Below are 26,747 nucleotides of genomic sequence, written 5' to 3'. Positions count from 1 at the left end.
TTGCCTTGCTCCCATGACGCGCAAACTTCGGATGTACTTTCGCCGCGGCGCTCGGCCGCTGGCCGCACGCTTGAAATTGTTCGCTTCCTGCGGCGACGTCATTGATTCCCATGAGGCGGCGGCTCAGCGCGCCCGAGCCGGCAAAATCCTCGCTCGGACGACCGCGCCAGCGGCCGACGTCGGCCCTATGGCTGGACCTCGCTCTCCCAGGTCGCGTGCGTGACGCCGGGCAGCCGTTCCAGCGCGCCGATCACGGCGTCCAGTTCGTCCGTTACGACGGACGTGGCGACGAGGGTCGCGACGATGTCCATGAGGTCGTCGCCGCGCTCTTCCGTGACCACGTCGGCGACCGGATAATGCGCTCTCTCCAGCGCCTCGATCAGCGCCTCGCGCGCGGCCGCCGCCCCGCTCGGCGACACCGACAGGCGGACCTCGTAGGTGGCCTCCCCCGCCTCCTCGTCGAGCGGAATGCGGTTGATCCGGTTGACGAGCGGCCTCAGCAGCGTGTTGCCGGCGATGACGAACCCGGTGAGCAGCGCCGACTCGACCACCAGGCCCGCCCCCGCGGCGGCGCCGACGGCGGCCGAGCACCACAGGGTCGCCGCGGTGTTCAGGCCGCGCACGTTGACCCCCTCCTTCATGATCGCGCCGGCGCCGAGAAAGCCGATGCCGGAGACCACGTAGGCCATCACCTGGGTCGAGGTCGGGCCGCCGATCCGCAGGCCGAAGTCGACGAAAGCCGCAGCGCCCACCGCGACCAGCGCGTTGGTGCGCAAGCCGGCCGACCGCTGCCGGTACTGCCGCTCGGCGCCGATCAGGGTGCCGAAGGCGAAGGCGGTCGACAGGCAGACGACGCTGTTGATCAGCGCGTCGAGATCGAAGGTGGTGAGGAAGCGCATAGCGGCCCGGATCGACAAGACCGGCGCGGTCTCGCATGGCGCGCGAGGCGAGTCGAGCGGCGCCGGGCGCCGGCAACGGGGGCGACGCGGAACCGGACGCCGGGCGCGTCTCGCGCGTCGCCCGGTCCGGCGAAGAGGCTCGGGAATTCATTTGTTTCTAGAGAGCCTGATGCGCCGCAAGGGTCTTGCGCGCCGTCCGAATGACGTCGATATCCGACCCAACGGCCGCGATTCTCCCGCTCTCAGCTCGCCTCTGGGCCGGCGCGTCGAGGGCCAATTTGCCGACCAGTTCGTCGAGGCGCCCGCCGCCGCCGCCCGGCCTCCCGGAGCGAGGGTCAGGACGCCGGACGCCGCCCGCCCGTTCGGACTCCGGTCGACGGCCCGGAAAACCGGGCCGACGCCGTGAGGCCAATGGCCGCCGCATGCGTCAGGTGGGTCTCGAGCGATGCGGGCACGATGCGCGCTTCCATCGCGATCAGCGCGATGCCGACCAACGAGACCCTCATGACGGCGTCGATGACGGGCGCCGGCCGAGACCTCGAGAAGAAACCGCCTGGCGAGAGTCGCGGCGCTCGCCTGCGTCGCAGGGCGACGACTGCGCCGGCCTTTCGGGGCGACGCAAGAACACGAAAGCGGGAAAAGAGGGGACGCACCCCGGTCGAGCGTCAGTCGGGTGCGCCCGCGACGGCGCGCCATCCGCCGACGCGCGGATCGCGGCGCCCTTGCGCCGTCAGGCGGTCTTGCGGTCCTCGGCCGGAGACGGCTCACGCAGGACGTAGCCGCGGCCCCACACCGTCTCGATGTAGTTTCGTCCGCTGGACGCCACGGCGAGCTTCTTTCGCAGCTTGCAGATAAATACGTCGATGATCTTGAGTTCCGGTTCGTCCATCCCTCCGTAGAGGTGATTGAGGAACATCTCTTTCGTCAGGGTCGTTCCCTTGCGAAGGGAAAGGAGCTCCAGCATCTGGTACTCCTTCCCCGTCAGGTGAACGCGCGCCCCGTCGACCTCGACCGTCTTTTGGTCGAGATTGACGACCAGGTCGCCGGTTACGATGACCGACTGGGCGTGCCCTTTGGACCGTCGAACGATCGCGTGGATTCGGGCAATCAGTTCGTCCTTGTGGAACGGCTTGGTCAGATAGTCGTCCGCGCCGTGGCCGAGACCTTTGACCTTGTCCTCGATTCCGGCCATGCCGGACAGGATCAGAATAGGCGTCTTGATCTTGGTCACCCGCAGCGAACGCAGCACCTCATAGCCGGACATGTCCGGCAGATTGAGATCGAGAAGAATGATGTCGTAGTCGTAGAGCTTGCCGAGATCGATCCCCTCCTCGCCAAGGTTCGTTGCGTAGACGTTGAAATTCTCGGACTTCAGCATCAGCTCGATGCTCTGAGCGGTCGCGGCATCGTCCTCGATCAATAAAACGCGCATGTTTCAGGCTCCCCGCCTCGCCTCTTGCCCTTTGATCGCGGTTTCGTTCGTCGCTTTCGTGCTCAACCTGACGAGCGCAGTCGGACAGGCGCCCAGACTGATTCGAATGAAGAGTGGCGGCCATTGGTTAACAAATCGTGATTCCCTTTTTCAACCCCCTTCCCTCCTTTCCTCATTCCGCACAGTAACCTGCTGATTTTTCGCATAAAAGTTGGTTCGCTCTTTCTTAAAGAAAAAACTTAGGAACAGTTGATAACCGACTCTATCGACTCGCAGTTCGGCGAGCGCCTGCGCCGGCCGCCCGCCCCCGGGAGACGACGCCGACTTCTCGAGCGTGCGGGCCATAGCCCTCGGCCGCCCGCACGCCTGTCCCGTCACTCTCCGACGCCGCCGGTAAACGAAGCGCTAACGACTCGCGACAGCCGGCCTGCGCCTCCCGGCGACCAGGGGGGGATTTCGGGGCGTCGGCGCGCTCGCGGCCGCGCGGTCACCGGCTCGGCGGCCGCGCATCGGCGACGCTCCAAAATCGCGACGCCCATCTGGAAGCGGTTCCGGAACGCGCTCGAGGTAACAAAGGCGAAACCTTCATGCGCCATCGTCGCGGCGTCTCGTGGTGTGAGTTCGAGGGTTTCGTCGGCCTCTCGGGTTGCTGTTGCATGGAGCGTCGGGAATGAAGTCGCGGGACACGCTTGTTCGTCTGAAACGGTTCCAGGTGGAGGAGAAGCGGCGGCGGGTGCGCCAGATCGAACTGATGGTCGCCGAATTCGCGCGCATCTCCGGGGAGCTCGAGCGCGAGATCGTCAACGAGGAAAAGCGCGCCGGCATCAGCGATCCGCGCCACTTCGCCTACCCGACCTACGCGCGCGCCGCCGCGGCGCGGCGCGACAATCTCAAGAGTTCGATCGGTGAGCTGACCGCCCAGCTCGAGGAGGCGCGGGCCGCGCAGGACGACGCGCAAGCCGAGCTCGTCAAGGCGGAGGCCCTCGAAGTGCGCGACAAGGGGAACGAGCGGCAAATCGACGCAGTCGCCCGCGTCTGACCGGACGGATCGCGGAAATCACAAGCCTCCGTGTGGTCCCGCGCGATCCGCGCTCCACGTTGCGGCGAAGGCGATGATGATCTATGCCTTTGCCGCGCCGGCGAGCCGGACGAGACGGCAGCCGGACGAGCGCGGCCCGCATGGGCCGAAGCCGCCGGTTCGAGTCGGTCCTTGGGGGTAGAGTCCATGCTGATAGGAGTGGCTGCGGAAACCGACCCGGCCGAGACGCGAGTCGCAGCGACCCCGGAAACCGTCAAGAAGTTCATCGGCCTGGGCGCCGAAGTCGCCGTCGCGCAGGGCGCGGGCGTCAAGGCGGGCGTTCCGGACGCGGAATTTCAGGCCGCCGGAGCCCGGATCGTCTCGAACGCCGAAGCCCTGGGCGCCGATGTCGTTCTCAAGGTGCGCCGTCCCGACGCTGCGGAGACCGCGGCGCTCAAGAGCGGCGCGCTGGTCATCGCGGTCATGGACCCCTACGGCCACACCGACGCGGTCGAGGCGCTGGCCGGCTCCGGCGCATCCGCCTTCGCGATGGAGCTCATGCCGCGCATCACCCGCGCGCAGGTGATGGACGTCCTGTCCAGCCAGGCCAACCTCGCCGGCTACCGCGCCGTGATCGACGCCGCCGCGGAATACGGGCGCGCGCTGCCGATGATGATGACGCCCGCAGGCACCGTGCCGGCGGCGAGAATGTTCATCATGGGCGTCGGCGTCGCCGGACTTCAGGCGATCGCGACCGGACGGCGGCTCGGCGCCATCGTCACCGCGACCGACGTCCGGCCGGCGACCAAGGAGCAGGTCGAGTCGCTCGGCGCGAAATTCGTGGCCGTCGAGGACGAGGAGTTCAAGCAGGCCGAGACCGCCGGCGGCTACGCCAAGGAGATGTCGGACGCCTACAAGGCCAAGCAGGCGGCCCTGATCGCCACCCACATCGCCAAGCAGGACATCGTCGTGACCACGGCGCTGATCCCGGGCCGCCCGGCGCCGCGCCTCGTCACCGCCGACATGGTTCGCTCGATGCGTCCCGGCTCGGTGCTCGTCGACCTCGCCGTCGAGCGCGGCGGCAACGTCGAGATGGCCAAGGCTGGCGAGGTCGTGACGACCGAAAACGGCGTCAAGATCGTCGGCTCCTCCAACGTCACCCGGCTCGCCGCCACCGCCTCCGCGCTCTATGCGCGCAACCTCTTCGCCTTCGTCGAGACGCTGATCGACAAGGCGAACAAGGCGCTTGCGGTCAACTGGGACGACGAGCTCGTCAAGGCCACCTGCCTCACCCGCGGCGGCGCGATCGTTCATCCCGCCTTCCTGCCCAAGTAGGGCCGCCCGAAGCCAGAATCTGAACGCCGGAGCACCGGATGGACACCCTCGACGCCGCAATCGCCAAACTCCGAGCCGCAACCGACGCCGCGCAGCAGGCGGCCCAGGCGGCCCACACCTACGCCGACCAGATCGCCGCCGCCGGCCACGCGGCCACCGGCGGTGCGATCGACCCCTTCGTCTTCCGCCTCGCGATCTTCGCGCTCGCGGTGTTCGTCGGCTATTACGTGGTCTGGTCGGTGACGCCGGCGCTGCATACGCCGCTGATGTCGGTCACCAACGCGATCTCGTCCGTCATCGTCGTGGGCGCCCTCCTCTCGGTCGGCGTCGCGGGGGTCGACAGCGGGTCCGGCTTCGCCAAGCTGGTCGGCTTCCTCGCCCTCATTCTCGCGTCCGTCAACATCTTCGGCGGCTTCCTCGTCACCGAGCGCATGCTCGCCATGTACAAGAAGAAGGGCTGACGCCCGATGAACGCCAATCTCGCAGCCCTGCTCTACCTCGTCGCGGGCGTCCTCTTCATCCTGGCCCTGCGCGGCCTGTCGTCGCCCGCCACCTCCCGGCAGGGCAACCGCTACGGCATGATCGGCATGGGCGTCGCCGTGCTGACCACGCTGGCGCTCGAGCCCCCTGCGGGCTTCTTCTCCTGGGTGCTGGTGATCCTCGGCTTCGCCATCGGCGGCGGCATCGGCGCCTGGCGCGCCCGCACCGTACAAATGACCGCCATGCCCCAGCTCGTGGCGATGTTCCACTCGCTGGTCGGCCTCGCCGCGGTCCTGGTCGCGGCCGGCGCCCTCTATGCGCCGGAAGCCTTCGGCATCGCGGAAGGGAGCGGCATTCATCCGGCGAGCGCCATCGAAATGTCGCTCGGCCTCGCCATCGGCGCCATCACCTTCACCGGCTCGATCATCGCCTTTCTCAAGCTCGACGGGCGCATGTCGGGCGCGCCGATCATGCTGCCGCAGCGCCACGTCATCAACATCTGCCTCGGCCTGGCCCTGGTGGTGTTCATCGCGCTCTTCTACACGACGCAGTCGGCCGCCCTGTTCTGGCTGATCGCCCTCGTGTCGCTGGCGCTCGGCGTCCTTCTGATCATCCCGATCGGCGGCGCCGACATGCCGGTGGTGATCTCGATGCTGAACTCCTACTCCGGCTGGGCGGCGGCGGGCATCGGCTTCACGCTCGGCAACCTGGCGCTGATCATCACCGGCGCGCTGGTCGGCTCCTCGGGCGCGATCCTCAGCTACATCATGTGCAAGGGCATGAACCGCTCGTTCTTCTCGGTCATTCTCGGCGGCTTCGGCGGCGAGACGGCGGCGGCGGCCGGCGCCAAGGAGACAAGGCCCGTCAAGCAGGGCTCGGCCGAAGACGCCGCCTTCATGATGAAGAACGCCTCCAAGGTGATCATCGTCCCGGGCTACGGCATGGCCGTGGCGCAGGCGCAGCACAGCTTGCGCGAGATGGCCGACCTGCTCAAGGCCGAGGGGGTCGAGGTCAAGTACGCCATCCATCCGGTCGCGGGCCGCATGCCCGGCCACATGAACGTGCTGCTGGCCGAGGCGAGCGTCCCCTACGACGAAGTGTTCGAGCTCGAGGACATCAACAGCGAGTTCGCCCAGGCCGACGTCGCCTATGTCATCGGCGCCAATGACGTGACCAACCCCGCCGCCAAGACCGACCCGAAGTCGCCGATCGCCGGCATGCCGATCCTCGACGTCGAGAAGGCGAAGACGGTTCTGTTCGTCAAGCGCGGCATGGGCTCCGGCTACGCCGGCGTCGAGAACGAACTCTTCTTCCGCGACAACACGCTGATGCTGTTCGGCGACGCGAAGAAGATGACCGACTCGATCGTCAAGGCGTTCGGGCACTGAGGACAATGGGCCGCTTCGCGAGAGGCGGCCTCGCCGCCGTCGTCGTCCTGGCGGCCGGCCTCCCCGGCGCGGCGCTTGCGCAGGACGCGGCGCCGCAGCCCGAGCGGGAAAAATTCCGCTGGCCGCTGCGCGGCGCGATCGTCCAGCCCTTCAAGGCCGGCGCCAATGACGGGATCGACATCGCGACGCCCCTCGGCGTCGCGGTCCACGCCGCGGCTGACGGGACAGTGATCGCCGCTGGCGAGCAGATCAAGAGCTACGGCCGGATGGTGGTCATCCGTCACGACGACGGCTTCGTCACCGTCTACGCCGACAATTCCGAGCTTCTGGTCCAGGAAGGCGATCACGTCCGGCGCGGACAGATCATCGCCAAGTCCGGCCAGACCGGCGCCGCCCCCGCCCCGCGCCTGCACTTCGAATTGCGCAAGGACGGCCACGCCGTCGATCCTGTCCCGCACCTGGTCCCGCTCTAGCCGCGCGCGGGGCCGCTCGTCCTCGACCGCGGCGATCCGCGCAGGGAGGGCGCCGCCTCGAGGAGGCGCGGCGCGACATCGGCCGGTTTCGAGCGTTTTCAGCCGCTTGTGCGGGATTTTCCGAGCGACTGTCACGCCCACGCCGGCCGTAAGAGCGGCGGACGAGACGCTCGCCGTGATAGGGCGCTCGTGCAAGGCGCGGTCGCTGATCCTGCCGACGCGGTCAACGAGCGCGATCGCAGGCGCGAGCCTACGCACGTTCGGCTCCGGGATGTCAAACAGCCGGGCGTTTTCGCCGGAAGAGTTGCATTTTCAGAACATACGCTAGACTATAATTCTCTTTTTCACAAGACATTTCCTCCAAGGCCGCCGCCCCTCGGCGCCGCATCGCAGCCTGCAGCGCGAAGCCATCATCCGGAAGTCCCATGAGGCGTCAGACCGTGAGCCGGCGTCCATGCCGACTTTTCGCCAGGCCTACGCCGTGACCGGAGCCTTTGCTGCGCAGGCCCGGCGGCCGCCCGTCCCCGCCCCCTCGCCTTCCGCCCTCAGCGCTTGAGCGGCCCGCTCGTCAGGCGCGACAGGTCGAAGGCCGCGACGTCGCGCAGGAGCTCGACGAAACCCTCGACGCCGTGAGCGAGCACGCCTCGCACCTGGCGGCGGTCCCCTTCGACGCGTCGCCCGCGGCCCCAGTTCATGCAGGTCGTTCGCCATCCAGCCGATGCCGATCGGCTGCGTGACCCGCAGGCGCGTGAAATCGCCTTCCATCGCGACGCCTGCGCTGACGAATGTTTCGCCTTCCCCATCGCGACCGCCGGGCGCTCGGCCTCAGCGAGATCTTCGCGATTCCGGGCCTCACTGTTTCGAGGTCCTCCATGAATCATATCAAGTCTTGCGCAGAATCCCATCTCGCTCAAGCGATTACCGTGCAGAATACTTTTGAACTTGACGAACGTCAACTTTGCCCGTAGCTTTTTGCAGAGCAGCGATGACGCAGTGTCACGTTGGGGTGGGGAAGTCGATATGATCAGTTCGTACGTGCCGAAGTTTGCGATGGCCGGGGCTCTCGCCGCCGTTATGGTAAGCGGTGAAGCCAACGCGGCGACGAATTGGCTCGGCGACACTGTCGAACTGACGAGCACCGCTGGCTATTCAGACTCTGAGACTGTTATCACCGTCTTCGCCCCTAGCACTGGCCAACGCGTCACAGTCAATTCGACGCTTATTTCCGGGGCTGACAAACAGAAGCTCTCAACTTCGGTTAGCTATACTCTTACAGATTTGACCGGAAGTGCGGTGATCAGTGCGGCTACGCTTGCGTCGACCAACATTTCTGGGTTCACGGCGGCGGACGTGAGCTACACCGCAGATTCGGTCTCCTGGACGCTGCCGGCCAGCAATTCGGCCGACAGATCCTACACGATCGACGTCTCATTCGTGTCGGCGCCGGAGCCCGCGACCTGGGCCCTGATGATCGTCGGCATGGCCGGCCTCGGCCTCGCTGGCCATCGCCGCATGAGGACGCCGCGCGCCGCCTGAGCGGCTGCGGCGATCATCGACCCCAAGGCCGCCTTTCCGCGCCCTGCCGCCTTCAGCGCCGCTTTGCCAACGCCCGCCTTCCATCGAGCCCCGACGGCGCGACCGGGCCCGATCGAGGCTCGGGTCGGGGCGAACCCGGACCTTCAGCCCATGGCGTCGCGTCATCGCTGCGCCAGCGGCCCGCTCGTCAGGCGCGACAGGTCGAAGGCCGAGACGTCGCGCAGGAGCTCGACAAAGCCCTCGACCCCGTGAGCGAAACACGCCTCGCCCTTCTCGGCCGTCCCCTTCGAGGCGTCGCCCGCCGCGCCCAGCTCATGCAGGTCGTTCGCCATCCAGCCGATGCCGATCGGCTGCGTGACCCGCAGGCGCTTGAAGTCGCGTTCGATCGCGACCGCGGCGCTGACGAAGTTCCGCGCTTCGGCCATCGTGACCGTCGCCGGGCGTTCGGCCAGCATCAGCGAGGTCTCGGCGTCGCCGCCGTGGATCCCGTGGGCGCTCTCCTCGCGTGAAAACAGGCCCTCGGGATAGCCGAGCGTATGCCACGCGGCGTGGACGGCGAGCATGCCGCAGCGCACGCGCAATTCCCGCACCACGGCCGCGAGGACGGCGACGTTGCCGCCGTGCGAGTTCATGAACACGAGTTTTCGGCAGCCCGTCCGCGCCACGCTCTCGCCGAGTTCCGTCCACGCCCGCGTCAGAGTCTCCATCGAGAAGGTCAGCGTGCCGGGATAGTCGAGGTGCTCGTTCGACTTGCCGATCGCCTGAACCGGCAGGAACAGGACGGCGAGGTCGTCGGGAACCCGATCGACCGCCCGCTTCAGATAGCCCTCGTTGATGAACGAATCGACGCCGACGGGAAGGTGCGGCCCGTGCTGCTCGATCGCGGCGACCGGCAGCACCGCCACCACATTCGCCATGTCGGCGGCGGCGAAATCGGTCCACTTCATCTCTGCCCAGAATCTGGTCGGCAACATGCTCACGTCTCCGGCGCGCGGGCGGCGACCGCTTCGATTTCCACCACGAATTCCGGCCGCGCGAACCCCTGCACGATCATCAGCGTCGAGGCCGGCGGCGGACCCGCGACGAATTCGTCGCGCACCCGCATATAGCCCGCGAGATGCTCGCGGCCGCTGACATAGGCGTTGAGGCGCACGACGTCGGCGAGCGTCATGCCGCCCTCGGCGAGAATCGCCGCGATCGCGCGAAAGCACAGGCGCGCCTGGCCCTCGACGTCGGGCGGAATGCGGCCGTCGGCCTCAATTCCGAGCTGTCCGGAACAGAAAATGGTCCGCGCCCCGACATCCGCCTCGACCCCGTGGGCGTAATTGGCGAAGGGCGGATGGATCGATTTCGGATTCAGTCGGCGCATGGGGCTTCGGATTCCCTCTGGGCTGACCGCCGTCAAGGCGGTTATGCTGGCGCGGAGTTTGCAAGTCCCGGGCCGGTCTCCCGGCCATCTGGAGGTAAGATTGATGAAACGAGCGGGCGCGGTTCTCCTGAGCCTCCTGTCCTTCGCGGCCACGGCGGACGCGGCGGACAAGGTCTCCTTCGGCACGAACTGGCTCGCCGAGGCCGAGCACGGAGGATATTATCAGGCGGTCGCCGACGGCACCTACGAAAAATATGGCCTCGACGTGACCATCGTCCCCGGCGGCCCGCAGGCCAACAACGGCCTCTTGCTCGCCGCCGGCAAGCTCGATTTCTACATGGGCGGCAATCTCCTGCTCGCCTTCGACGCGGTCGACCAGGACCTGAACATCGTGGTCGTCGCGGCGCATTTCCAGAAAGACCCGCAGATTTTCATGTCGCACCCGGGCGTCGGCCTCGACACGTGGGCCGAGCTGCCGCAGGCGACCGCCTTCGTCGGCAAGGAGGGCCTCGCCTCCTTCTATCGCTGGATGGAGACGGCCTACGGCTTCAAGGGCGCGAACGTGAAGCCCTACACCTTCAATCCGCAGCCGTTCATCGCCGACCCGCATTCGATCCAGCAGGGCTACCTGACCTCCGAACCCTTCGCCATCGAGCGCGAGGGCCATTTCAAGCCCAACATCTTCCTGCTCGCCGACCACGGCTACGGCACCTACGCGACGACGATCGAAACCCGGGCGGACGTGGTCGCGACCCGCAAGGACGTCGTGCAGCGCTTCGTCGACGCCTCGACCATCGGCTGGTACCATTATCTCTACGGCGACAACGCGAAAGCGAACGAATTGATCAAGAAGGCCAACCCCGACATCACCGACGATCAGATCGCCTTCTCGATCGGCAAGATGAAGGAATACGGGCTGGTCGATTCCGGCGACACGCTGAAGCTCGGGATCGGCGCGATGACCGACGAGCGGATCCAGTCGTTCTACGACGAGATGGTCAAGGCCGGGGTGGTGAAGCCGGGCCTCGACATCCGGAAGGCCTACACGCTGGCGTTCGTCAACAAGGGCGTCGGGCTCGACCTCAGGCCGAAGTGAGCGCCCGCGCGATGGCTGCGCCCCTGCCCGCCGCGCGAGCGGTCGCCAACGCAACCGGCGACGCCCCGTCCGCGCCGGCGCGCGAGCCGCTCGCCCGCCTCGCGCAGGTCGGAAAAACCTTCCAGAACGGCGTCGAGGCGCTGAGGGCGGTCGACCTCGAGATCCGCCGCGGCGAGTTCCTGTCGCTGCTGGGGCCGTCGGGCTGCGGCAAGTCGACGATCCTCCGGCTGCTCGCCGGCCTCGCCAACCCGAGCCTCGGCCGCATCGATTGGCCGGCGACCGAGCACGACCTCGGCTTCGTGTTCCAGGAGCCGACGCTGATGCCGTGGGCCAACGTGTTCGACAACGTCTGGCTGCCGCTGCGCCTTCAGGGCCAGTCGCGCGCGACGGCCCGGCCCAGGGTCGAGGAGGCGCTGGCGCAGGTCGGGCTGTCCGGCTTCGATCGCGCCTATCCGCGAGAACTGTCGGGCGGCATGAAGATGCGCGCGTCCATCGCCCGGGCGCTGGCGACGCGCCCGGCGCTGCTGCTGATGGACGAGCCGTTCGCCGCGCTCGACGAGATCACCCGGATGAAGCTCAACGACGACCTGGTCGCGCTCAAGTGCGAACTGAACGCGACCGTGGTGTTCGTCACCCACTCGGTGTTCGAGAGCGTCTATCTGTCCGACCGCATCGTCGTCATGGCGCCGCGCCCCGGCCGCGTGGTGGCGGAAGTCGCCGTGCCCGCGCCGCAGCCGCGCAACGAGGATTTCCGGCTCAGGGCCGAATACGCCGAGCTCTGCCGGGAGACGTCGCGGGCGCTGCATCGCGCCATGGGCGCGGAACCCGCGGGCGGGGAGACGGGATCGCAATGAACCGGGACCGGGCGATCCGCACCCTCCTCCCGGCGCTGGCCTTCCTCGCGGCGCTCGCCGCATGGGAGGCGATCGTCCGCATCAACCATATCCCCCCGGTGATCCTGCCGGCGCCGAGCCTGATCGGCGCGACCCTGGTCAAGGACTGGCCGACGCTGTCGGGGTCGCTGGTCGTCACCCTGTCGATCACGCTCGAGGCGCTGGTCGCCGCGACCGTCGGGGGCACGCTGCTCGCGCTTCTGTTCGCCCAGTGGCGACCGCTCGAATACACCTTCTTCCCGTTCACGGTGATTCTCCAGGTGACGCCGGTCATCGCGATCGCGCCGCTGCTGCTCGTCTACCTCACGCCCGGCGAGGCGGTGCTGGTCTGCTCCTTCCTGGTGGCGTTCTTTCCGATCCTCGCCAACACCTCCCTCGGCCTGACGTCGGTCGACCACAACCTGCTCGACCTGTTCCAGATGTATCGCGCCTCGTCGTGGCGGCAGCTTCTCTGGCTCAGGATCCCGGCGGCCCTGCCCTACTTCCTCGGGGGGTTGCGGATCGGCGGCGGGCTCGCGCTGATCGGCGCGATCGTGGCCGAGATCGCGGCGGGCTCGGCGGGCGAGGGCGCGGGCCTCGCCTTCCGCATCGTCGAGTCGGGCTATCGCCTCAACATTCCGCGCATGTTCGCGGCGCTGGTGCTAATTTCGGTCAGCGGCGTGGCGATCTTCGTTTGCACGACCACGCTGTCCTGGCTGCTGCTGCACCGCTGGCACGACAGCGCGCGGAGGCGCGAGCCATGATCCCCGCGATCCCCGATTCCGGCCCCTTCCTTCTCGCCGGCGCGCGGCTGCTCGCCGGCCATTGTCCTTTCCGGGGCGAGCCGGTCGATCGCGACGGCTTCGTCCTGGTCGATCTGCTGATCGACGGCGAACGGTTCGCCGCGGTCGCGCCGGCCGGGACCGCGGCGCATCCCGACGTGCGGCGGGTCGATCTCGCCGGCCGCATCGCGCTCGAAACCTTCGTCGACGCGCACACCCATCTCGACAAGGCGCACATCTGGCGCCGGACCCACAACCCGACCGGCGATTTCTGGGGCGCGCTCGACGCCGTGACCCGCGATCGCGAGGCGCACTGGACCGCGCAGGACGTCGCCGCCCGCATGGATTTCTGCCTGCGCACGGCTTACGCGCACGGGTCCGCCGCCATCCGCACTCACATCGACAGCGTCGGGCCGCAGACCCGCATCAGCTGGCCGGTGCTGGCCGAGGCGCGCGAGCGCTGGAAGGGACGGATCGCGCTTCAGGCCGCGCCGCTGTTCAAGATCGAGTCGGCGCTCGACGCCGCCCACATGGGCCACGTCGAGGCGATGCTCGACGCGTACGGGACCGGCGTGCTGGGGGCCGTCACCTACATGGTTCCCGAGCTCGGCGACGGCCTCGCCGTCCTGTTCGCGCTCGCCGAGCGCAAGGGCTGGGACCTCGACTTCCACGTCGACGAATCGGCCGACCCGGAGGCGCGCTCGCTGCGCGTGATCGCGGACATGGCGCTCGCGCGCCGCTTTCCCGGCCGCATCCTCGCCGGCCACTGCTGCTCGCTCAGCGTCCAGGACGAGGACGAGCATAAGCGCGCGATCGAGGCCGCGGCGCGGGCGAACGTCAGCGTCGTCTCGCTGCCGATGTGCAATTTGTTCCTGCAGGACCGCCACGCCGGCCGCACCCCCCGCTGGCGCGGCGTGACCGCCCTGCACGAACTCAGCGACGCCGGCGTCGAGGTGATGATCGCCAGCGACAACGTGCGTGACCCGTTCTACGCCTATGGCGATCTCGACATGCTCGAGGTCTGGCGCGAGGGCGTGCGCATTCTGCATCTCGACTATCCGTTCGCGCGCTGGGCGCCGGTGGTGCGCGAGGCGCCGGCGCGGGCGATGGGCCTCGCGCTCGACGGCGTCAGGGCGGGCGCCCCCGCCGACCTCGTGCTGACCGACGCGCGCGACTTCACCCAGCTGTTCGCCCGCCCGCACGCCGACCGGATCGTGCTGCGCGCGGGAAAGCGCGCGCCGCCGCCGCCCGACTACGCCGAACTCGAAGCGCTGGGGACTGTCCCGTGACCAGACCGTATGACATCGCCGCCTTCCGCGCGCTGATCGGCCCGATCAAGTGCGAGGACAATCCGGTTCTGGTGAAGCAGAAGAGCCGCGACTTCTACTGGTATTCGCCGGTCCTCAAGCGCCAGCTCGAGCCGGTGACGGCCGACCTCGTGGTGACGCCTCAAGACGAGCGGCAGGTCGCGACCATCCTCGCCGCGGCGCATGAGCTCGCCATCCCGGTGACCGCGCGCGGCGGCGGAACCGGCAACTACGGCCAGGCGATGCCGCTCGACGGCGGCGTGCTCTTGAACCTGATCGAGATGAACAGGATCCTCGCCATCGCGCCCGGCCGCGTGGTCTGCGAGCCCGGCGCGCTGCTGGCCGACATCGACAAGGCCGCCGCTGCGTCGGGCCAGGAATTGCGCATGTTCCCCTCGACCCGGGCGACGGCGTCGATCGGCGGCTTCATCGCCGGCGGCTCCGGCGGCGTCGGCTCGATCACCTGGGGGGGCTTGCGCGACTTCGGCAACGTGCTGCGCCTGCGCGTCATGACGATGGAAGCGAGCCCGCGCACGCTGGAGCTGACCGGCGCCGACCTGCACAAGGCGGTGCACGCCTACGGCACCAACGGCATCATCACCGAGGTCGAAATGCCGCTGACGGCGGCCTACGACTGGGTCGACGTGATCGTCGGTTTCGATTCGTTCGACGCCGCCGCGGCCTATGGGCTCGCGCTCGGCGAGCAGGACGGTATCCTCAAGAAGCTCGTCACCGTGATCGCCGCGCCGGCCCCCGCCCGGTACTTCCTGCGCCACCGTTCGATCATCCCCGAGGGCAAGAGCGTCGTCCTCGCCATGGTGGCGCCGCATGCGCTCGACGCGTTCGAGGCCTTCACCCGGCCGGTCAAGGGCGCCGAGCTGCTGTTCGTCTCCAGTCGCGCGCCCAGAGAGACGCTCGCCGGGCTGCCGCCGAATTACGAGCTGGCGTGGAACCACACGACGCTGCGGGCGTTGAGGGTCGATCCCAAGATCACCTATCTTCAGGTCCGGTATCCGGAGGACGGGGGCCTCGCCATGATTCGCCGTATCCACGAGCGCTTCGGCGACGAAGCGGTCGGGCATCTGGAGATCATCCGTTTCAACGGCCGGATCGGCTTCGCCGGCCTGCCGCTGGTGCGCTTCACCACCGAGGAGCGGCTTCAGGCGCTCATCGACGAGCACGAGGCGATGGGCGCGATGGTGTTCAATCCGCATCGCTACACGCTCGAGGAGGGCGGGATGAAGCAGACCGACGCGACCCAGCTCGCTTTCAAGCGCGACACTGATCCGCAGGGGCTGCTCAATCCGGGCAAGATGATCGCCTGGGCGGACCCGGACTTCGACTACGCGTCCGGACAGAATTTCCTGTTCCCCGGGCTCGAGGCCCGCGCGCTCGCCGCGCAGAGCTGAGCGTCCCGTCCGATGCGCATTCTCGTCCTCTATGCTCACCCGGTCGAAACGAGCTTCGCCGCGGCCCTGCACGAGGCGACTGTGCGGACGTTGCGCGCCCGCGGTCACGACGTCGACGACTGCGATCTCTACGCGGAAAAGTTCGACCCCGTCATGAGCCGCGAGGAGCGGATCGACTATCACGACCCGTCCCTGAACCGCCGCAACGTCGCCCCGTGGGTCGACCGCCTGCTCGCGGCCGAGGCGCTGGTCTTCTGCTTTCCGGTCTGGAACATGGGATTGCCGGCGATCCTGAAGGGCTTCGTCGACCGGGTGTTCATCCCCGGCGTCAGCTTCAGCCTGAAGGACAACGGCGATTACGTTCCCACCCTGCACAACGTCAAGCGGCTCGGCGTGGTCTGCACCTATGGCGGCGACCGGTTGCTGACGATCCTGATGGGCGATCCGCCACGGCGCTTCCTGGCCCGCTCGCTGCGCGGAATCTGCGCTCCCGGCGCGCGTTGCGACTATCTCGCCCATTACGACATGAACCACACCCGGCCCGAGCGCAGGAAGAAATTCCTGGCCGCCGTCGAGCGGCATTTCACGACCTGGTGAACGCGGCGCCGCACGCGATGTGATCCTCGTCACGGCAAGATCGGCCGCTACGTTCACAATCGTCTCATTCCCAAGGTCACGGATACGATGAGAGGGGATGAACATGGCGGATGCAGACGGCGAGCGCCTCGGCGCAGACAATGGAATGAACAGGCTCGGCGGCGCGCGTCCCGGGTCGGACGGGGCGAGCGAGGCGCGGTCGCGCCGTTCCGGCCGCGGTCCGACCGGCAAGGAGGCGTGCAGGCCCGACGACCAGCCCTCGCCCCGTGTCGCCCTGGCGGCGCAGATCGGCTCCGACTGGCCCTTCACATGACGGCGGGACGATGAAAGGGGCGGCGCGCCTGTTTGCCGCACGGCGTCCCCGCGCCGTCCGCCTTGGCGTCGACTTCGAGGCGACCGCGCTCCTCGCCAACCTCGGGGCGGAGGCCGGCGCCGTCGCCCGGCAGCGGGCCGAGGAGGCGAGCAGCGACGAGATGGCGCAGGATTGGGCCGACGTCGCCGATGTGATCGCCCAGCGGACGCGTAGCCCGGGCAGCGGGGCGGCGGGCCCGGGCTTGTAGGGCGCGGTCGTTGACCGCGCCTGGCGGGGTCATCGCCCTACGCCACTGAACGATTCCGGGTCAGCCCACGGGCACGAGGCTCGGCGGTCCCTTGAACGCGACGCCCGAGGCGATCGCCTTCACGGCCGCAGGCGCCGGGGCGTAGTTGCGCAGGATCAGATAGAACGGTCCCGCCGGCGCCGGCAGCCAGTTGGACTCCTTGTCCGCGCCGGGGCTCTCGCGCTGGATGTAGAGGGTGAACGATCCGTCGGCGTCGCGCTTGATGGGATCGCTTGCGCCGAGCGAATAGCGATCGATCGGGTTCGTCACGGTGAGCTTGGTGACGTTGTCGTACATGGTCAACGACCAGAAGCCGGGCGGGACCGGCTCGATATAGGTCATCGGTTGGGAAAAGGTGGCGGTGTAGCGCTTCGCGCCGGTGAGGGGCGCGCCCTCGGAATCCAGCAGCCCGTTGTAATAGATCGCCTGCTCGACCGTGTTGGCGGTGAGGCCGACGACGGCGATGATCGCGCGCGTCAGATAGTCGGCGCCGGGCATGCCGACGTTGCCGGGCGGGATCGCCCAACCCCCTTGCAGGGAGTCGCGAATGGCGACGTTGGCGGCCATCAGCTTGCCGACGCCGGCCGCGGCCTGCTTCATTTCGGCGAGCACGGCGGGATTGACGGCTTCCGGCTTCCACGGCTTGCCGAGTTCGATCCCGAGGTACTTGAACATCGGCAGGACGGCCTCGACCTCGGCGGCCGGCGGCGGATTTTCGTTCATCGTCGCGGTGAAGATCGACCAGAACTGCAGCGGGTCGTCGAACAGCAGCTGACTGCTCGCGACGTTCGGCGCGATCTTCGGCGCTTCGTAGCGGTAGTCTGCCGGGGCCGGCGCGGGGCCGCCGCGGCGCTCGGCAAGACCCTTGACCGTGATGGCGCTCAGGACCGCCTCGGCCCCGGCCAGATCGGCCTGATCCTTGACGAACACCCGAGGCTGCAACTCGATCCAGCGGGTCGGGCAATCGATCCGCGTGACGTCGGGCGGCAGTTGACCCTTCCAGCCCGGGCCGACCAGCGCAAAGGTTCCGCCGGCGTAGCCTGACGGTCCGCCCGCCGGATAAGCGAAAGCGTTGGTCCACATGTCGCAGACCTCGATCATGTAGTAACGGCCGCGCGAGTCGGGCGCGCTGAGGATGATCGGCTCGGCGGCGAGATCCATGAAGCCGAAGCCGTAGACGACGTTGACGTTCGGCGTGACGTAGCCGGACTGCGCGGCGATTTCCGGCGTGGCGATGTTCTCGATGCGCCAGATCGCGTTCGGCTTCGCCTTGGCGCCGGGCTTGAAGCAGGTCGCGTCCCGCAGCAGATACATCGCGACCATCGGCGCCGCGTAGGTCGCGGCCTGCACGGCGAGCGAGCCGCTCCACGCTTCGACGCCCTTCATGATGTCGGGCGGAACGACTGTCGTCGGCGCCGGCTCGGCGGCGCGCGCAGCCGGCGCCGCTGCGGTCGCGAGCGCCGCGGCGGAGGCGGCGAGCCCGCCCGCGATCAGGTCACGTCGGTCGAGACGGATTTCTCTGTTCCAAGCCATGACCATGGGTCGCCCTTCCCGTTGATGCGCGTCCTCGAACTCAGGCAGCGCTCCCTTTCGATAGCCTGTTCGCGACAAGGCGACGACAGAAATCAGGCGGACGCCGATCGAGCGCGGCTCAATGGCGCCGGAAGGCGATGCGCAGGAGCTGGATGGCGCCGTTCTCGAAGCCCGACGCGGCGTCGTCGAGATAGGCGAGGTAGTCCGCCACCTTTTCCGGCCCGACCAGCGTCTCGGCGCGCGCCTTCGCCGCGCCGAGCCGCCGCTCCCACTCGCGCAGGGTCCTGGCGTAGTCGAGCCGATGGTTCACGAGACGCTCGGGCTCGAACCAGCGCGACGCCGCCTCGAGAACCTCATGCGCCATCGGCAGCTCGCTTTCCCGCCAGATCTTGTCGCGCTGGATCGGCGTCAGCTTGCGGATGCGGCCGTAGGCGATGGTCTGCAACGACAGCTTGCCGCCCTTGTTCAACCGCCGCCGGCAGAAGTCGAAGAACTCGGCGTAGACCGCGAGCCGCTCCTCGGGACGATGATCGAAACGGCCGAAATGCTCGAAGGCGCCGATGGAGACGATGCCGTCGAACGGCCGCGGGTCGTGGTAGTCCTGCCAGTTGACGATCGCCATGCGCGCGCGCGGGTCGGCGTTCCCCGCGTCGAAACGCTCCTTCTGCGCCGCGCTGAGCGTCAATCCGACCGCATCGGCGACGTTCCGCTCCTCGACCAGATAGCGCAGCATCGCGCCCCAGCCGCAGCCGACGTCGAGGATTCGCGCCCCCGGCCGCGCTCCGGCGGCGTCGGCGTGAAACCGCAGCTTTTCGATCTGCGCCTCTTCGAGCGACTGCGTGTCCGACCTGAACAGCGCGGCGGAATAGATCATCCGCCTGTCGAGCCACATCGCGTAGAAATCGTTGCCGGCGTCGTAGTGGTGCTGGATTTCCGCCTGAGAGGTCGTGCGCATGGCAAAGCCCTCCACAAATGGTTTAGTTATCAACTAAAAGGCGCTGGACGCGTCGTGTCAAGCCGCGGGCGCGTCGGCGCGCAGGGGCTCCTCGCACCTGGATTCGGGCCCACGGAACCGCCTGGGGAGGGAAAGCGCCGCTCTTCAGGCCGTCGGCCGCCGCGACATCTTGCCCGCGCTGCACAAAGTGCACAAGTTGGACGAAATGCGAGATTCAATCGCCGCCACGCCGACGTCGAAAACGAGCTTCGCGTCAGATCGACGCCGCAGCGTTCGTGAACCATTCCGACGGCGTCGGCGCGTCGGCGCGCAACAGCTTCTCGTGCTTGAGTTCGGCCCACAGGTCGGCTGGAAGGGAAAGTCGGAAAGCGGCGAGGTTGCGCTCGACCTGGTTGACCTTGATCGCGCCGGGAACGATCGAGGCGACGATCGGATGGCCGAGGGGAAATTGCAGGGCCGCGGCGGCGATCGGAACGTTGTGGCGCTTGCACACCGCGTCGATCTTCGCCACCCGGTCGAGAATGTCGGGGCTGGCGGGCGCATAGTTGTACATCGCGCCCGGGACGGCGCCGGTGGCGAGAATGCCGGAATTGTAGCCGCCGCCGATCACGATCCCGACCCCTCGCTCGGCGCAGCGGGGAAACACGTCGTCGAGCACGTCGGTCTCGAGCAGCGTGTAGCGCATCGCGAGCAGGAAGAAGTCGATGTCGAAGGCGTCGAGGAAGCGCGGGATGGCGTCCGACATGTTGACCCCGGCGCCGATTCCTCCGATCGCGCCGGAATCGCGCAGCTCGGCGAGGGCGCGCCACCCGCTCACGATCAATTGATCGAAGTGGGCGTCGACCGCGGCCGCGTTTCTGTGGCTCCAGCCGTCGAGGTCGTGGACGAGCAGCAGGTCGACGCGGTTGATTCCGAGCCGTTGCAGGCTGTCCTCGAACGAGCGCATCACGCCGTCGTAGCCGTAGTCGAACACGGTCTCGAATTCGAGGCCGCCGATCCACTGGCCGCGCGCGAATGGGCCGGGCTTCAGCGGCCGCTTCAGGAGCCGGCCGATCTTGGTCGAGAGCACGTAGTCGTCGCGCCGGCGGCGGTAGAGCGCGCGGCCGAGCCGGTGCTCGGCCTGCCCGCGGCCGTACCAGGGCGAGGTGTCGAAATAACGGGCCCCGCCCTCCCAGGCGATCTCGATCAGCTCCGCCGCCTCCTCGTCGTCGACCTTGGCGAACAGGTCGCCCAGCGGCGCCGTTCCGAGGCCGAACTCGCTCAGCGAAACGTCGGTCCGGCCGAGCCTGCGGACCCCGATCGGCCGCGGCGTCATTCCTCGGGCTCGGTGTCGAACCGAAGCGGATAGCCGCGCGATGCGCCGGCCTCGGTGCCGCGCGCGGCCTTGGTCTCGGCGATGTCCCTGGCGAACACGCCGACCACGCACAGGCCCTTCTTGTGCGCGGTGATCATGACGCTCAGCGCCTGCGATTCGTTCATGCGGAACACGGCCTTCAGCACCTCGACCACAAAATCGCGCGGCGTAAAGTCGTCATTGAACAATAGAACCTTGTGCAGGCGTGGACGGTCGACCTTGGTCTCGGTCTTGGTCCGCGCCTTCGTGCCGGTCTTGCTCATCGTGGCCCCCGGGAGGCTGGATGCTTCGCGGGCATGATCGCATGCGGCGGGCCCGGTATTCAAGCGCCGGCTATCCCGCGCGCCGGACGCGACCGCGGCGACGCGGATTCCTGGGCGCCGCGGCGAAATGGCGGCGCAAGTCCGCTTGCGTTAGGTCATCCGGGGCCGCATACCGTCCCCCGGATTTCCTCGGAGGTTCGTCATGACCCTGCGCGCCCTTGCGTTGGCCGCAATCGCCTGCGCGCTCTGCCCGGCGCCGTCCCGGGCCGGCCCCTGCGCGGACGACATCTACAAGGCCGACGTCGCCATCGCGAAGCGGCTCGAGCAGCTCGCCGCGCAGGGCAAGCCCGGCGCGGAATCGAGCTTCGCCACCACGCACCATCAGCCGACGCCCGCGACCATCGCCGGCGCCGAGGAGAAGGTCGGGGACATCTCGGAGGCCCAGGCGACCGCTGTCCGCAAATGGATGACGGAGGCGAGAAAGGACGATGCGGCGGGCGACCGCGAGAGCTGCGAGAAGGCCCTGGCGCAGGCTCGCGGCCTCCTTGGCATGTAGGACGGCCGCTTCCTCGCCGCTCGGTCGGACGGGATTGCCGGCGAGGCGCCGCCGATGACGGAAGCGTCCCTTTCCCGCGACCCGCCCGCCACCGCGTCCGAGCGGTTTCCGCCGACGGCGGGGCCGCTCGAGCCGGCGTTTCCGGCCTGGGGCCTCGCCTGGCGCTGGATCGTCTCCTGGCTCGGCGTCCTGACCGTGGTCGGCGCGCCCTGGGCAGGGTTGTGGTTCTATCGATGGTGCGCCGAACGAATCGCCCTGCCCGGCGGAGGCCGCCTGCGCCTCGACGCGGACGTGCGCGGCGCCTGGCCGCTGTTCGTCGCGACGGGCCTCGCCGGGTGGCTCGAGGACGGGCTCGCCGACGCGCTCGACCGGCCGAGCCGTCTCGTGATCTCGGTGCTGATCGAGGCGGCGCTCTGGGCGTGGCTGGTCAAGTGGCTGATCCCCCGGCTCAGGGTCGACGAGTCCCGCCTCGGCTTCGAAGGCTCGTTCCTCGGCCTCGCGGCCTGGACCGTCCTGTTCTACCTCGGCGTCGTTTCGCTGATCGGCTGGGCCTGGGCGCTGAAGAACATGCTGCGCTGGACCGCGGACAGGGTCGCAGGCCCGGTCGCGGTCGAATTCTGCGGCTCGGGCGCGCGAATCCTGGGACGGACCGCGCTTTTGCTCGTCGCCTGTCTGCCCGTGGTCACGATCCCGTGGGCGCTCGCGCGCTGGATGAACTGGATGGTTTCGCAGTTCGAGGTTCGGCCGCGGCCGGGCGAGTAGCGAATGGCCGCCGGCGGCTCCCCCACTCGCCGACCGCCATTCGCCGGCCACGTTGGAATTGGAACAATTACAAAGTGCGGCCGCCCGTCTTGCTTTCCCCGGGCTCCGGGACGACTGAAAGGGTACGCCGGTTGCCGGCCGGGACACTCAGGGACACGTCATGCTGATCAGGACCCTCGTATTGGCCGCAGGCATTGCGGCCGCGACATCGGCCTTCGCGAAGGAAACTCCGATCGGCGAGGAAAAGCAGCAGTCCGGCATGACGATCGGCGCGGTCTATCTTCAGCCGATCGAGATGGAGCCGGAGGGGATGATGCGCGCCGCAGACGACTCCGACGTCCATCTCGAAGCCGACATCCATGCGGCCAAGGGCAACCCCAACGGTTTCGCCGAGGGCGACTGGATGCCCTATCTCGTCGTGAAGTATCAGCTCGCCAAGGACGGCGGCCAGACCCAGACGGGCGATCTCATGCCGATGGTCGCCAACGACGGCCCGCACTACGGCGACAACGTCAAGCTGCAGGGGCCGGGCAAGTACAAGATGACGTTGACGATCGCGCCGCCGACCGCCGATCCGCATTCGATGTTCGGACGGCACGTCGACAAGGAGACCGGCGTCGGCCCGTGGTTCGCGCCGTTCACGCTCGACTACGAGTTCGTCTACGCCGGCACAGGCAAGAAGGGCGCCTACTGATGCGAGCGACGCTCGCGGCGACCCTCGCCGCCCTGTTCGCGGCGGCGGCGGCGGCGGCGCCCGCCGGCGCCGAGGACGAGGGGCCGACGTTCCAGATCGTCTTCAAGGGCGGCGCCATCGAGCCGAAGCGCCTCGAGGTCCCGGCCAGAACCCGCTTCCGGCTGGAGATCAGCAACGAGGACGACACGGCGGCCGAGTTCGAGAGCGTCGAGCTTCACAAGGAGAAGGTTCTGGCCCCGCGCTCCAAGACGGTCATGGTGATCCGGACGCTGGATCCGGGTGAATACGACTTCTTCGACGACTTCCACCCGGGCGCCGCGGCTGCGGTGCTGGTCGCCAAATAGGCTCTTGCCCATGGGCATGCCGGAGTTCAACACTGCGTTCGTCGTCTGGCGGGAGAGCATCGAGGCGCTCCTCGTCATCGGCATTCTCAGCGCGTGGATCGGTCATCGGCCGGAGGCGGAGCGAAAGGCCGGGCGCGCCTGGCTGTGGGCGGGCGTGGCGGTCGGAATCGTCGGCGCAGTCGCGCTCGCCGCCGCCCTCGTCACGGTCGGCGAGGAATTGAGCGACGACGCGCAGGTCTGGTTCCAGACGGCGATCGTGCTGATCGCGGCGGCGCTGATCGTGCAGATGGTGTTCTGGATGCGCCGGCACGGGCGTACGCTCAAGCGCGAGTTGCACGCCAGGCTCGACGACGCGGCCGACCGGTCGAACTGGATCGCCGTGTTCACGCTCGCCGCGATCGCGGTGATGCGGGAAGGCTCCGAGGCCGCCGTGTTCCTCTACGGCAGCATGGTGAGCGCCGGGACCTCCGTCGTGCGCGGCGTCGTCGCGGCGGCGCTCGGCCTCGCGCTCGCGATCGCGACCTACGGCCTGTTGCAGGCCGGCGCGCGCATCGTCTCGTGGCGCGCCTTCTTCCGCGTGACCGAGATCATGCTGCTCCTGCTCGCCGGTTCGCTGCTGCTGACGGGCGTGGACAACCTCGTCTCGCTCGGCCTCGTTCCGCAACTCTCCGGGCGCATGTGGGACACGTCGCGAATCCTGACCGACAGCGGCGCGCTCGGCGGCCTCGTGTCGGCGCTGACGGGCTATCGCGCCAAGCCCGTTCTCGTTCAGCTCCTGGCGCTCGGCGGCTACTGGCTCCTGATGATATGGCTTCTCAGACGTCCGACCTGGCGCACGGCCTGACGGCCGCACCGCCTCGCGCCTTGCCGATCGCCGCGCTCGGCCTGTGGCTGCGCCACCATCAGCGCGCGATTCGACGCGTCCAGTGGGCGGTGATCGCGATCTACGCCGCGCTGCTGATCGTGCCGGCCTTGGCGCCGGAGCCGACGCGGACCTCGCACATCTGGTCGAGCGTCGTGCTGTTCGCCCAGTTCGCCTTCTGGGGGATCTGGTGGCCGTTCGTGCTCGTCAGCATGGTGCTGATCGGAAGGACGTGGTGCGGCGTCTTCTGCCCCGAAGGCGCGCTCAGCGAGATCGTCAGCGCGCGCGGCCTCGGCAGGGCTACTCCCCACTGGATCAAGTGGCGCGGCTGGCCGTTCGCCGCCTTCGTGGCCACCACCATCTACGGCCAGATGGTCAGCGTCTATCAATATCCGAAGCCGGTGCTCGTCATCCTCGGCGGCTCGACGCTCGCGGCGATGGCGGTCGGCTTCGTCTACGGGCGCGACAAGCGGGTGTGGTGCCGCTACCTCTGCCCGGTGAACGGCGTCTTCGGTCTGCTGGCGAAGCTCGCCCCGGTCCATTACGCCGTCGACCGCGTCGCCTGGGACGAATGGCGCCGGGGCCCGCACGGCAAGGCGCCGGCGCTGAACTGCGCGCCGCTGGTCGCCGTGCGCACCATGCGCGGCGCCTCCGCCTGCCACATGTGCGGCCGCTGCGCCGGCTTCAAGGACGCGGTCGCCCTGGAACTGCGGCCGACATCGCAGGAAGTCGTCCGCGTCGCCGGGCGGGATCCGAGCCCGTGGGAGACGGCGCTGATCGTATTCGGCCTGCTCGGCGTCGCACCGGGCGCGTTCCTATGGTCGTCGAGCCCGTGGCTGGTCACGATCAAGCAGCGGCTCGCCGAATGGCTGGTCGCGCACGACCTGGTGTTTCTGCTCGAACCGACCCTGCCGTGGTGGATCCTCACCAATTATCCGGCGCACAACGACACGCTGTCGCCGTTGGACGGGGCCTTGCTGGTCGCCTACATTTTGGCGACGGCGGTCGTTCTCGGGGCTGCGATCCTCGTCTGTCTCGCCGCCGCCGCCCGCGCGCTCGGCCCCTTCGCCGCCGCCCGCGTCCACCACCTCGCGCAGAGCCTGATCCCGATCGCGGCCTGCGGCGTATTCCTCGGCCTGTCGGCGACGACGCTCGGCCAGCTCAGGGCGGACGGGCTGTCGCTCGCCTTCGTCCCGCCGCTCAGGATCGCGCTGCTCGTCGGGGCGTCGGCCTGGAGCGTCGGGCTGGCGTGGTCGGTGGCCGGCGTCTATGCGCGATCGGTTCCGGCGCGCACGGCCGCCGCGACCTCGGTCGGCGTCGCGGTCGCGATCAGCGCCTTCAACTGGGTGCTGATGTTCTGGATCTGGTGATCCGGCGTCGCGCCGGCGCAGGCGGCGGATCGGCGTGGACAATTCCGACGCGCCGAATGTCCCGATCGAGGCTCGAGGCCGCCGGTCCGCGCTGGCAAGCCCAATCGCGCCGGGCGCATGCCCGCACGCCACCGGGTTCCGGCAGGTTTCCAAGTCGTTTAGAATCGTTTCGATTTAGAAGTCTTACGATTTTCACGCATCGATATGCAGTCGTTGTGTGACCAGACAAACTCCCTTAGTCTTGATTGCGTCGTCGCAGGCAATCGTCCTGCAGCGATGTTGGAACGTACCTTCCTGCAGTCGGCCGGACTGCGTCGCGCGCTGCAGTCTGGCCGACATGGGGTTGTACCCGTTCCAAAAATTCGTCCTGCACGACGGGAGAGATGCTCATGTGTCCAGGGAAAGCGGCGGAACGTGACGATCTGGAGCAAGATCTCTCCCACGAGGACCTTTTCATCAAGCTGTATCGCTGCGTGATCGCCGGCCTGGGCTTTGGCGACACCGATTCGTGGGAATATGGCCGGCGTCTGTTGGCGCGCAACGTTCCGGCGCAAGACGCAGGTCCGCTTTTCGGACAGTTCTATGGGTTCGCGCGCGCCGTCATTGCGGCCTCCGGGGCGCCGCTTCACCGCCGGCCCGTCTCTTGTCCCGCCGTCTCGGCTGAAGAGGCGCTCGCCTTGCGGGTGATCGAGATGGCGCAACGCGCGCGCCACAGCGAAACGCTGTCCGCAGCGACGATGCTTGTCGGACGCGACGATCTCGGCGACGATTTGGGAACAGTCTTCCAGGCCGGGCAATCGCTGGCGATTGCCCTCGCCGCGCACGGTCTCTTTCCGTCCGGCCTGCCGAATCGCCGCAAGCCAGCGAGAGTCGCGGCTTCGATCTCCAGCCGGTTGCGCCGTCCGCCGCCGTTCTCCTCGCGCAACCCGTAATGGGCCCAGGTCGGGGACGAACGGCGCCGGCCGGCGGCTTCTTCATCGCCCGACCGCGGCTGACCACGATCCCAAACGGGAAAGGGCGAATAAAGTAACGTCGCCGGAATCACGCTGTCGCCAGAATCCGCAAGCCCGCAGCCCGACGCGTCGTCCGGTGCCTTCATCCCGTCGCCCGCCGCTCCTCGAAGCGCTACGGAACGCCCAATCCTTCTCCAAACATCGCCAACCCTCCTCACGCGACAAGGGGCTATTCGTCCTGTCGCAAGGGGGGCAGTTTTCCGTATCGGCAGACACGGTCTCGCGCGGAATGGCGGGCCGCCCGCCTCTCCCCATGCTTCCAACGCGGCCGGCCGACCCCTCCACCACCCTTCGGGTCGAGGGCGCGGAAGTCGCCTCCGCCACGGTTTGAAATCGTTTCGATTTGAAACGGTTCCGACTTGCGCCTGTCCGACGTTTCCCGGTTGCGCTGCGAGCGCATAGACTTAGTCTCGGCTCCGTCCCCGTTAGGTATCGCCTCCTGCGGAGAC

30 protein-coding genes and 1 pseudogene are annotated in these 26,747 nt (G+C 68.2%); 21 read left to right on the top strand and 10 right to left on the bottom strand.

Annotated features, from left to right (window positions below; all coding sequences use genetic code 11):
* Positions 1 to 185: 185 nt before the first annotated feature.
* From DFR50_RS13870 to ctrA, 3 genes and pseudogenes are all read right to left on the bottom strand, one after another.
* Complete coding sequence (locus tag DFR50_RS13870) at positions 186 to 899, bottom strand: MgtC/SapB family protein (RefSeq protein WP_113889870.1); 714 nt, start codon at positions 897 to 899, stop codon at positions 186 to 188.
* 335 nt (positions 900 to 1,234) lie between these two features.
* A pseudogene (locus DFR50_RS13865) lies at positions 1,235 to 1,420 on the bottom strand (hypothetical protein); the annotation flags it as partial.
* Positions 1,421 to 1,629: 209 nt separating this feature from the next.
* Positions 1,630 to 2,331 carry a response regulator transcription factor CtrA gene (gene ctrA, locus DFR50_RS13860; protein ID WP_113889869.1) on the bottom strand — a complete coding sequence of 234 codons (702 nt, stop codon included), beginning with the start codon at positions 2,329 to 2,331 and terminating at the stop codon, positions 1,630 to 1,632.
* A gap of 670 nt (positions 2,332 to 3,001) precedes the next feature.
* Between ctrA and DFR50_RS13855 the strand changes: the two genes are divergently transcribed.
* The 5 genes from DFR50_RS13855 to DFR50_RS13835 all read left to right on the top strand — a co-directional run bounded on the left by DFR50_RS13855 (position 3,002) and on the right by DFR50_RS13835 (position 7,025).
* A complete protein-coding gene (locus DFR50_RS13855; protein ID WP_113889868.1) occupies positions 3,002 to 3,370 on the top strand; it encodes a flagellar export protein FliJ in 369 nt (122 codons plus the stop codon).
* Positions 3,371 to 3,556: 186 nt separating this feature from the next.
* Positions 3,557 to 4,684 carry a Re/Si-specific NAD(P)(+) transhydrogenase subunit alpha gene (locus DFR50_RS13850; RefSeq protein WP_113889867.1) on the top strand — a complete coding sequence of 376 codons (1,128 nt, stop codon included), beginning with the start codon at positions 3,557 to 3,559 and terminating at the stop codon, positions 4,682 to 4,684.
* Positions 4,685 to 4,722: 38 nt separating this feature from the next.
* Complete coding sequence (locus DFR50_RS13845) at positions 4,723 to 5,145, top strand: proton-translocating transhydrogenase family protein (RefSeq protein ID WP_113889866.1); 423 nt, start codon at positions 4,723 to 4,725, stop codon at positions 5,143 to 5,145.
* Positions 5,146 to 5,151: 6 nt separating this feature from the next.
* Positions 5,152 to 6,552 (top strand): NAD(P)(+) transhydrogenase (Re/Si-specific) subunit beta, encoded by a 1,401-nt coding sequence (locus DFR50_RS13840; protein ID WP_113889865.1) that lies wholly within the window; start codon positions 5,152 to 5,154, stop codon positions 6,550 to 6,552.
* A gap of 5 nt (positions 6,553 to 6,557) precedes the next feature.
* Complete coding sequence (locus DFR50_RS13835; protein ID WP_113889864.1) at positions 6,558 to 7,025, top strand: M23 family metallopeptidase; 468 nt, start codon at positions 6,558 to 6,560, stop codon at positions 7,023 to 7,025.
* 545 nt (positions 7,026 to 7,570) lie between these two features.
* Here the strand turns inward: DFR50_RS13835 and DFR50_RS32105 are convergent.
* Entirely contained in the window at positions 7,571 to 7,720 is a 150-nt protein-coding gene (locus DFR50_RS32105; RefSeq protein WP_170153210.1) for a hypothetical protein, read from the bottom strand.
* A 247-nt stretch (positions 7,721 to 7,967) separates the two neighbouring features.
* Between DFR50_RS32105 and DFR50_RS13830 the strand changes: the two genes are divergently transcribed.
* Positions 7,968 to 8,561 carry a PEP-CTERM sorting domain-containing protein gene (locus DFR50_RS13830; protein ID WP_210208891.1) on the top strand — a complete coding sequence of 198 codons (594 nt, stop codon included), beginning with the start codon at positions 7,968 to 7,970 and terminating at the stop codon, positions 8,559 to 8,561.
* A 161-nt stretch (positions 8,562 to 8,722) separates the two neighbouring features.
* Here the strand turns inward: DFR50_RS13830 and DFR50_RS13825 are convergent, their stop codons facing one another.
* Both DFR50_RS13825 and DFR50_RS13820 read right to left on the bottom strand, forming a co-directional pair.
* On the bottom strand, positions 8,723 to 9,535 hold the full coding sequence (locus tag DFR50_RS13825) for a creatininase family protein (protein ID WP_113889862.1): 813 nt from the start codon (positions 9,533 to 9,535) through the stop codon (positions 8,723 to 8,725).
* A 2-nt stretch (positions 9,536 to 9,537) separates the two neighbouring features.
* The gene (locus tag DFR50_RS13820) at positions 9,538 to 9,930 is read right to left on the bottom strand and encodes a RidA family protein (protein ID WP_113889861.1); all 393 of its coding nucleotides are present in this window, start codon (positions 9,928 to 9,930) and stop codon (positions 9,538 to 9,540) included.
* 103 nt (positions 9,931 to 10,033) lie between these two features.
* Here DFR50_RS13820 and DFR50_RS13815 point away from each other — a divergent pair, with 103 nt between their 5' ends.
* The 8 genes from DFR50_RS13815 (at position 10,034) to DFR50_RS13780 (ending at position 16,553) form a co-directional block, all read left to right on the top strand.
* Positions 10,034 to 11,026: an ABC transporter substrate-binding protein gene (locus DFR50_RS13815; protein WP_113889860.1), complete on the top strand. Its 993-nt coding sequence runs from the start codon at positions 10,034 to 10,036 to the stop codon at positions 11,024 to 11,026.
* An 11-nt stretch (positions 11,027 to 11,037) separates the two neighbouring features.
* A complete protein-coding gene (locus DFR50_RS13810; protein WP_113889859.1) occupies positions 11,038 to 11,880 on the top strand; it encodes an ABC transporter ATP-binding protein in 843 nt (280 codons plus the stop codon).
* The gene (locus DFR50_RS13805; RefSeq protein WP_113889858.1) at positions 11,877 to 12,662 is read left to right on the top strand and encodes an ABC transporter permease; all 786 of its coding nucleotides are present in this window, start codon (positions 11,877 to 11,879) and stop codon (positions 12,660 to 12,662) included. The genes DFR50_RS13810 and DFR50_RS13805 overlap by 4 nt, the downstream gene beginning before the upstream one ends.
* Positions 12,659 to 13,969: a cytosine deaminase gene (locus DFR50_RS13800; protein WP_113889857.1), complete on the top strand. Its 1,311-nt coding sequence runs from the start codon at positions 12,659 to 12,661 to the stop codon at positions 13,967 to 13,969. The genes DFR50_RS13805 and DFR50_RS13800 overlap by 4 nt, the downstream gene beginning before the upstream one ends.
* On the top strand, positions 13,966 to 15,396 hold the full coding sequence (locus DFR50_RS13795) for an FAD-binding oxidoreductase (RefSeq protein ID WP_113889856.1): 1,431 nt from the start codon (positions 13,966 to 13,968) through the stop codon (positions 15,394 to 15,396). The genes DFR50_RS13800 and DFR50_RS13795 overlap by 4 nt, the downstream gene beginning before the upstream one ends.
* 12 nt (positions 15,397 to 15,408) lie before the next feature.
* Positions 15,409 to 15,993: an NAD(P)H-dependent oxidoreductase gene (locus DFR50_RS13790; protein ID WP_113889855.1), complete on the top strand. Its 585-nt coding sequence runs from the start codon at positions 15,409 to 15,411 to the stop codon at positions 15,991 to 15,993.
* 103 nt (positions 15,994 to 16,096) lie between these two features.
* Positions 16,097 to 16,306 (top strand): hypothetical protein, encoded by a 210-nt coding sequence (locus tag DFR50_RS13785; RefSeq protein WP_147262764.1) that lies wholly within the window; start codon positions 16,097 to 16,099, stop codon positions 16,304 to 16,306.
* Between the two features lie 10 nt (positions 16,307 to 16,316).
* Entirely contained in the window at positions 16,317 to 16,553 is a 237-nt protein-coding gene (locus DFR50_RS13780; protein ID WP_113889853.1) for a hypothetical protein, read from the top strand.
* A gap of 60 nt (positions 16,554 to 16,613) precedes the next feature.
* Here DFR50_RS13780 and DFR50_RS13775 read toward each other — a convergent pair whose 3' ends face one another.
* From DFR50_RS13775 to clpS, 4 genes are all read right to left on the bottom strand, one after another.
* Complete coding sequence (locus tag DFR50_RS13775; RefSeq protein WP_170153209.1) at positions 16,614 to 18,125, bottom strand: DUF1254 domain-containing protein; 1,512 nt, start codon at positions 18,123 to 18,125, stop codon at positions 16,614 to 16,616.
* A 118-nt stretch (positions 18,126 to 18,243) separates the two neighbouring features.
* Positions 18,244 to 19,080, bottom strand: a complete 837-nt coding sequence (locus DFR50_RS13770; RefSeq protein WP_113889851.1) for a class I SAM-dependent methyltransferase — start codon at positions 19,078 to 19,080, stop codon at positions 18,244 to 18,246.
* Between the two features lie 253 nt (positions 19,081 to 19,333).
* A complete protein-coding gene (locus DFR50_RS13765; protein ID WP_113889850.1) occupies positions 19,334 to 20,395 on the bottom strand; it encodes an aldo/keto reductase in 1,062 nt (353 codons plus the stop codon).
* Positions 20,392 to 20,697, bottom strand: coding sequence for an ATP-dependent Clp protease adapter ClpS (gene clpS, locus DFR50_RS13760; RefSeq protein WP_113889849.1), 306 nt, complete (start codon positions 20,695 to 20,697; stop codon positions 20,392 to 20,394). The genes DFR50_RS13765 and clpS overlap by 4 nt, the downstream gene beginning before the upstream one ends.
* A 202-nt stretch (positions 20,698 to 20,899) precedes the next feature.
* Here clpS and DFR50_RS13755 point away from each other — a divergent pair, with 202 nt between their 5' ends.
* From DFR50_RS13755 to DFR50_RS13725, 7 genes are all read left to right on the top strand, one after another.
* Positions 20,900 to 21,253 (top strand): hypothetical protein, encoded by a 354-nt coding sequence (locus DFR50_RS13755; RefSeq protein ID WP_113889848.1) that lies wholly within the window; start codon positions 20,900 to 20,902, stop codon positions 21,251 to 21,253.
* Between the two features lie 54 nt (positions 21,254 to 21,307).
* Positions 21,308 to 22,015: a hypothetical protein gene (locus DFR50_RS13750; RefSeq protein ID WP_113889847.1), complete on the top strand. Its 708-nt coding sequence runs from the start codon at positions 21,308 to 21,310 to the stop codon at positions 22,013 to 22,015.
* 160 nt (positions 22,016 to 22,175) lie between these two features.
* On the top strand, positions 22,176 to 22,709 hold the full coding sequence (locus tag DFR50_RS13745) for an iron transporter (RefSeq protein WP_113889846.1): 534 nt from the start codon (positions 22,176 to 22,178) through the stop codon (positions 22,707 to 22,709).
* Complete coding sequence (locus tag DFR50_RS13740) at positions 22,709 to 23,053, top strand: cupredoxin domain-containing protein (RefSeq protein ID WP_113889845.1); 345 nt, start codon at positions 22,709 to 22,711, stop codon at positions 23,051 to 23,053. Before DFR50_RS13745 ends, DFR50_RS13740 begins: the two co-directional genes overlap by 1 nt.
* A gap of 10 nt (positions 23,054 to 23,063) precedes the next feature.
* Entirely contained in the window at positions 23,064 to 23,897 is an 834-nt protein-coding gene (locus DFR50_RS13735; protein ID WP_113889844.1) for an FTR1 family iron permease, read from the top strand.
* Positions 23,861 to 25,285, top strand: coding sequence for a 4Fe-4S binding protein (locus tag DFR50_RS13730; protein ID WP_113889843.1), 1,425 nt, complete (start codon positions 23,861 to 23,863; stop codon positions 25,283 to 25,285). Before DFR50_RS13735 ends, DFR50_RS13730 begins: the two co-directional genes overlap by 37 nt.
* A gap of 473 nt (positions 25,286 to 25,758) precedes the next feature.
* Positions 25,759 to 26,217, top strand: coding sequence for a hypothetical protein (locus DFR50_RS13725; protein WP_147262763.1), 459 nt, complete (start codon positions 25,759 to 25,761; stop codon positions 26,215 to 26,217).
* The last annotated feature ends 530 nt before the right edge of the window (positions 26,218 to 26,747 follow it).

Origin of the sequence: Roseiarcus fermentans, from assembly GCF_003315135.1 — a bacterium.
Lineage (GTDB): Bacteria > Pseudomonadota > Alphaproteobacteria > Rhizobiales > Beijerinckiaceae > Roseiarcus > Roseiarcus fermentans.
This window is presented reverse-complemented; position numbering and strand designations above follow the sequence as displayed.

Bases quoted from the DNA above. Each gene is read 5' to 3' on its own strand.
- DFR50_RS13815 (WP_113889860.1), top strand. From the start codon at position 10,034: ATGAAACGAGCGGGCGCGGTTCTCCTGAGCCTCCTGTCCTTCGCGGCC.
- DFR50_RS13750 (WP_113889847.1), top strand. From the start codon at position 21,308: ATGACGGAAGCGTCCCTTTCCCGCGACCCGCCCGCCACCGCGTCCGAG.
- DFR50_RS13765 (WP_113889850.1), bottom strand. From the start codon at position 20,395: ATGACGCCGCGGCCGATCGGGGTCCGCAGGCTCGGCCGGACCGACGTT.
- DFR50_RS13845 (WP_113889866.1), top strand. From the start codon at position 4,723: ATGGACACCCTCGACGCCGCAATCGCCAAACTCCGAGCCGCAACCGAC.
- DFR50_RS13775 (WP_170153209.1), bottom strand. From the start codon at position 18,125: ATGGCTTGGAACAGAGAAATCCGTCTCGACCGACGTGACCTGATCGCG.
- DFR50_RS13835 (WP_113889864.1), top strand. From the start codon at position 6,558: ATGGGCCGCTTCGCGAGAGGCGGCCTCGCCGCCGTCGTCGTCCTGGCG.
- ctrA (WP_113889869.1), bottom strand. From the start codon at position 2,331: ATGCGCGTTTTATTGATCGAGGACGATGCCGCGACCGCTCAGAGCATC.
- DFR50_RS13810 (WP_113889859.1), top strand. From the start codon at position 11,038: ATGGCTGCGCCCCTGCCCGCCGCGCGAGCGGTCGCCAACGCAACCGGC.
- DFR50_RS13735 (WP_113889844.1), top strand. From the start codon at position 23,064: ATGGGCATGCCGGAGTTCAACACTGCGTTCGTCGTCTGGCGGGAGAGC.
- DFR50_RS13805 (WP_113889858.1), top strand. From the start codon at position 11,877: ATGAACCGGGACCGGGCGATCCGCACCCTCCTCCCGGCGCTGGCCTTC.
- DFR50_RS13770 (WP_113889851.1), bottom strand. From the start codon at position 19,080: ATGCGCACGACCTCTCAGGCGGAAATCCAGCACCACTACGACGCCGGC.
- DFR50_RS13740 (WP_113889845.1), top strand. From the start codon at position 22,709: ATGCGAGCGACGCTCGCGGCGACCCTCGCCGCCCTGTTCGCGGCGGCG.
- DFR50_RS13745 (WP_113889846.1), top strand. From the start codon at position 22,176: ATGCTGATCAGGACCCTCGTATTGGCCGCAGGCATTGCGGCCGCGACA.
- DFR50_RS13840 (WP_113889865.1), top strand. From the start codon at position 5,152: ATGAACGCCAATCTCGCAGCCCTGCTCTACCTCGTCGCGGGCGTCCTC.
- DFR50_RS13870 (WP_113889870.1), bottom strand. From the start codon at position 899: ATGCGCTTCCTCACCACCTTCGATCTCGACGCGCTGATCAACAGCGTC.
- clpS (WP_113889849.1), bottom strand. From the start codon at position 20,697: ATGAGCAAGACCGGCACGAAGGCGCGGACCAAGACCGAGACCAAGGTC.
- DFR50_RS13820 (WP_113889861.1), bottom strand. From the start codon at position 9,930: ATGCGCCGACTGAATCCGAAATCGATCCATCCGCCCTTCGCCAATTAC.
- DFR50_RS13855 (WP_113889868.1), top strand. From the start codon at position 3,002: ATGAAGTCGCGGGACACGCTTGTTCGTCTGAAACGGTTCCAGGTGGAG.
- DFR50_RS13850 (WP_113889867.1), top strand. From the start codon at position 3,557: ATGCTGATAGGAGTGGCTGCGGAAACCGACCCGGCCGAGACGCGAGTC.
- DFR50_RS13755 (WP_113889848.1), top strand. From the start codon at position 20,900: ATGACCCTGCGCGCCCTTGCGTTGGCCGCAATCGCCTGCGCGCTCTGC.
- DFR50_RS13780 (WP_113889853.1), top strand. From the start codon at position 16,317: ATGAAAGGGGCGGCGCGCCTGTTTGCCGCACGGCGTCCCCGCGCCGTC.
- DFR50_RS13790 (WP_113889855.1), top strand. From the start codon at position 15,409: ATGCGCATTCTCGTCCTCTATGCTCACCCGGTCGAAACGAGCTTCGCC.
- DFR50_RS13730 (WP_113889843.1), top strand. From the start codon at position 23,861: ATGGCTTCTCAGACGTCCGACCTGGCGCACGGCCTGACGGCCGCACCG.
- DFR50_RS13800 (WP_113889857.1), top strand. From the start codon at position 12,659: ATGATCCCCGCGATCCCCGATTCCGGCCCCTTCCTTCTCGCCGGCGCG.
- DFR50_RS32105 (WP_170153210.1), bottom strand. From the start codon at position 7,720: ATGAACTGGGGCCGCGGGCGACGCGTCGAAGGGGACCGCCGCCAGGTG.
- DFR50_RS13825 (WP_113889862.1), bottom strand. From the start codon at position 9,535: ATGTTGCCGACCAGATTCTGGGCAGAGATGAAGTGGACCGATTTCGCC.
- DFR50_RS13785 (WP_147262764.1), top strand. From the start codon at position 16,097: ATGGCGGATGCAGACGGCGAGCGCCTCGGCGCAGACAATGGAATGAAC.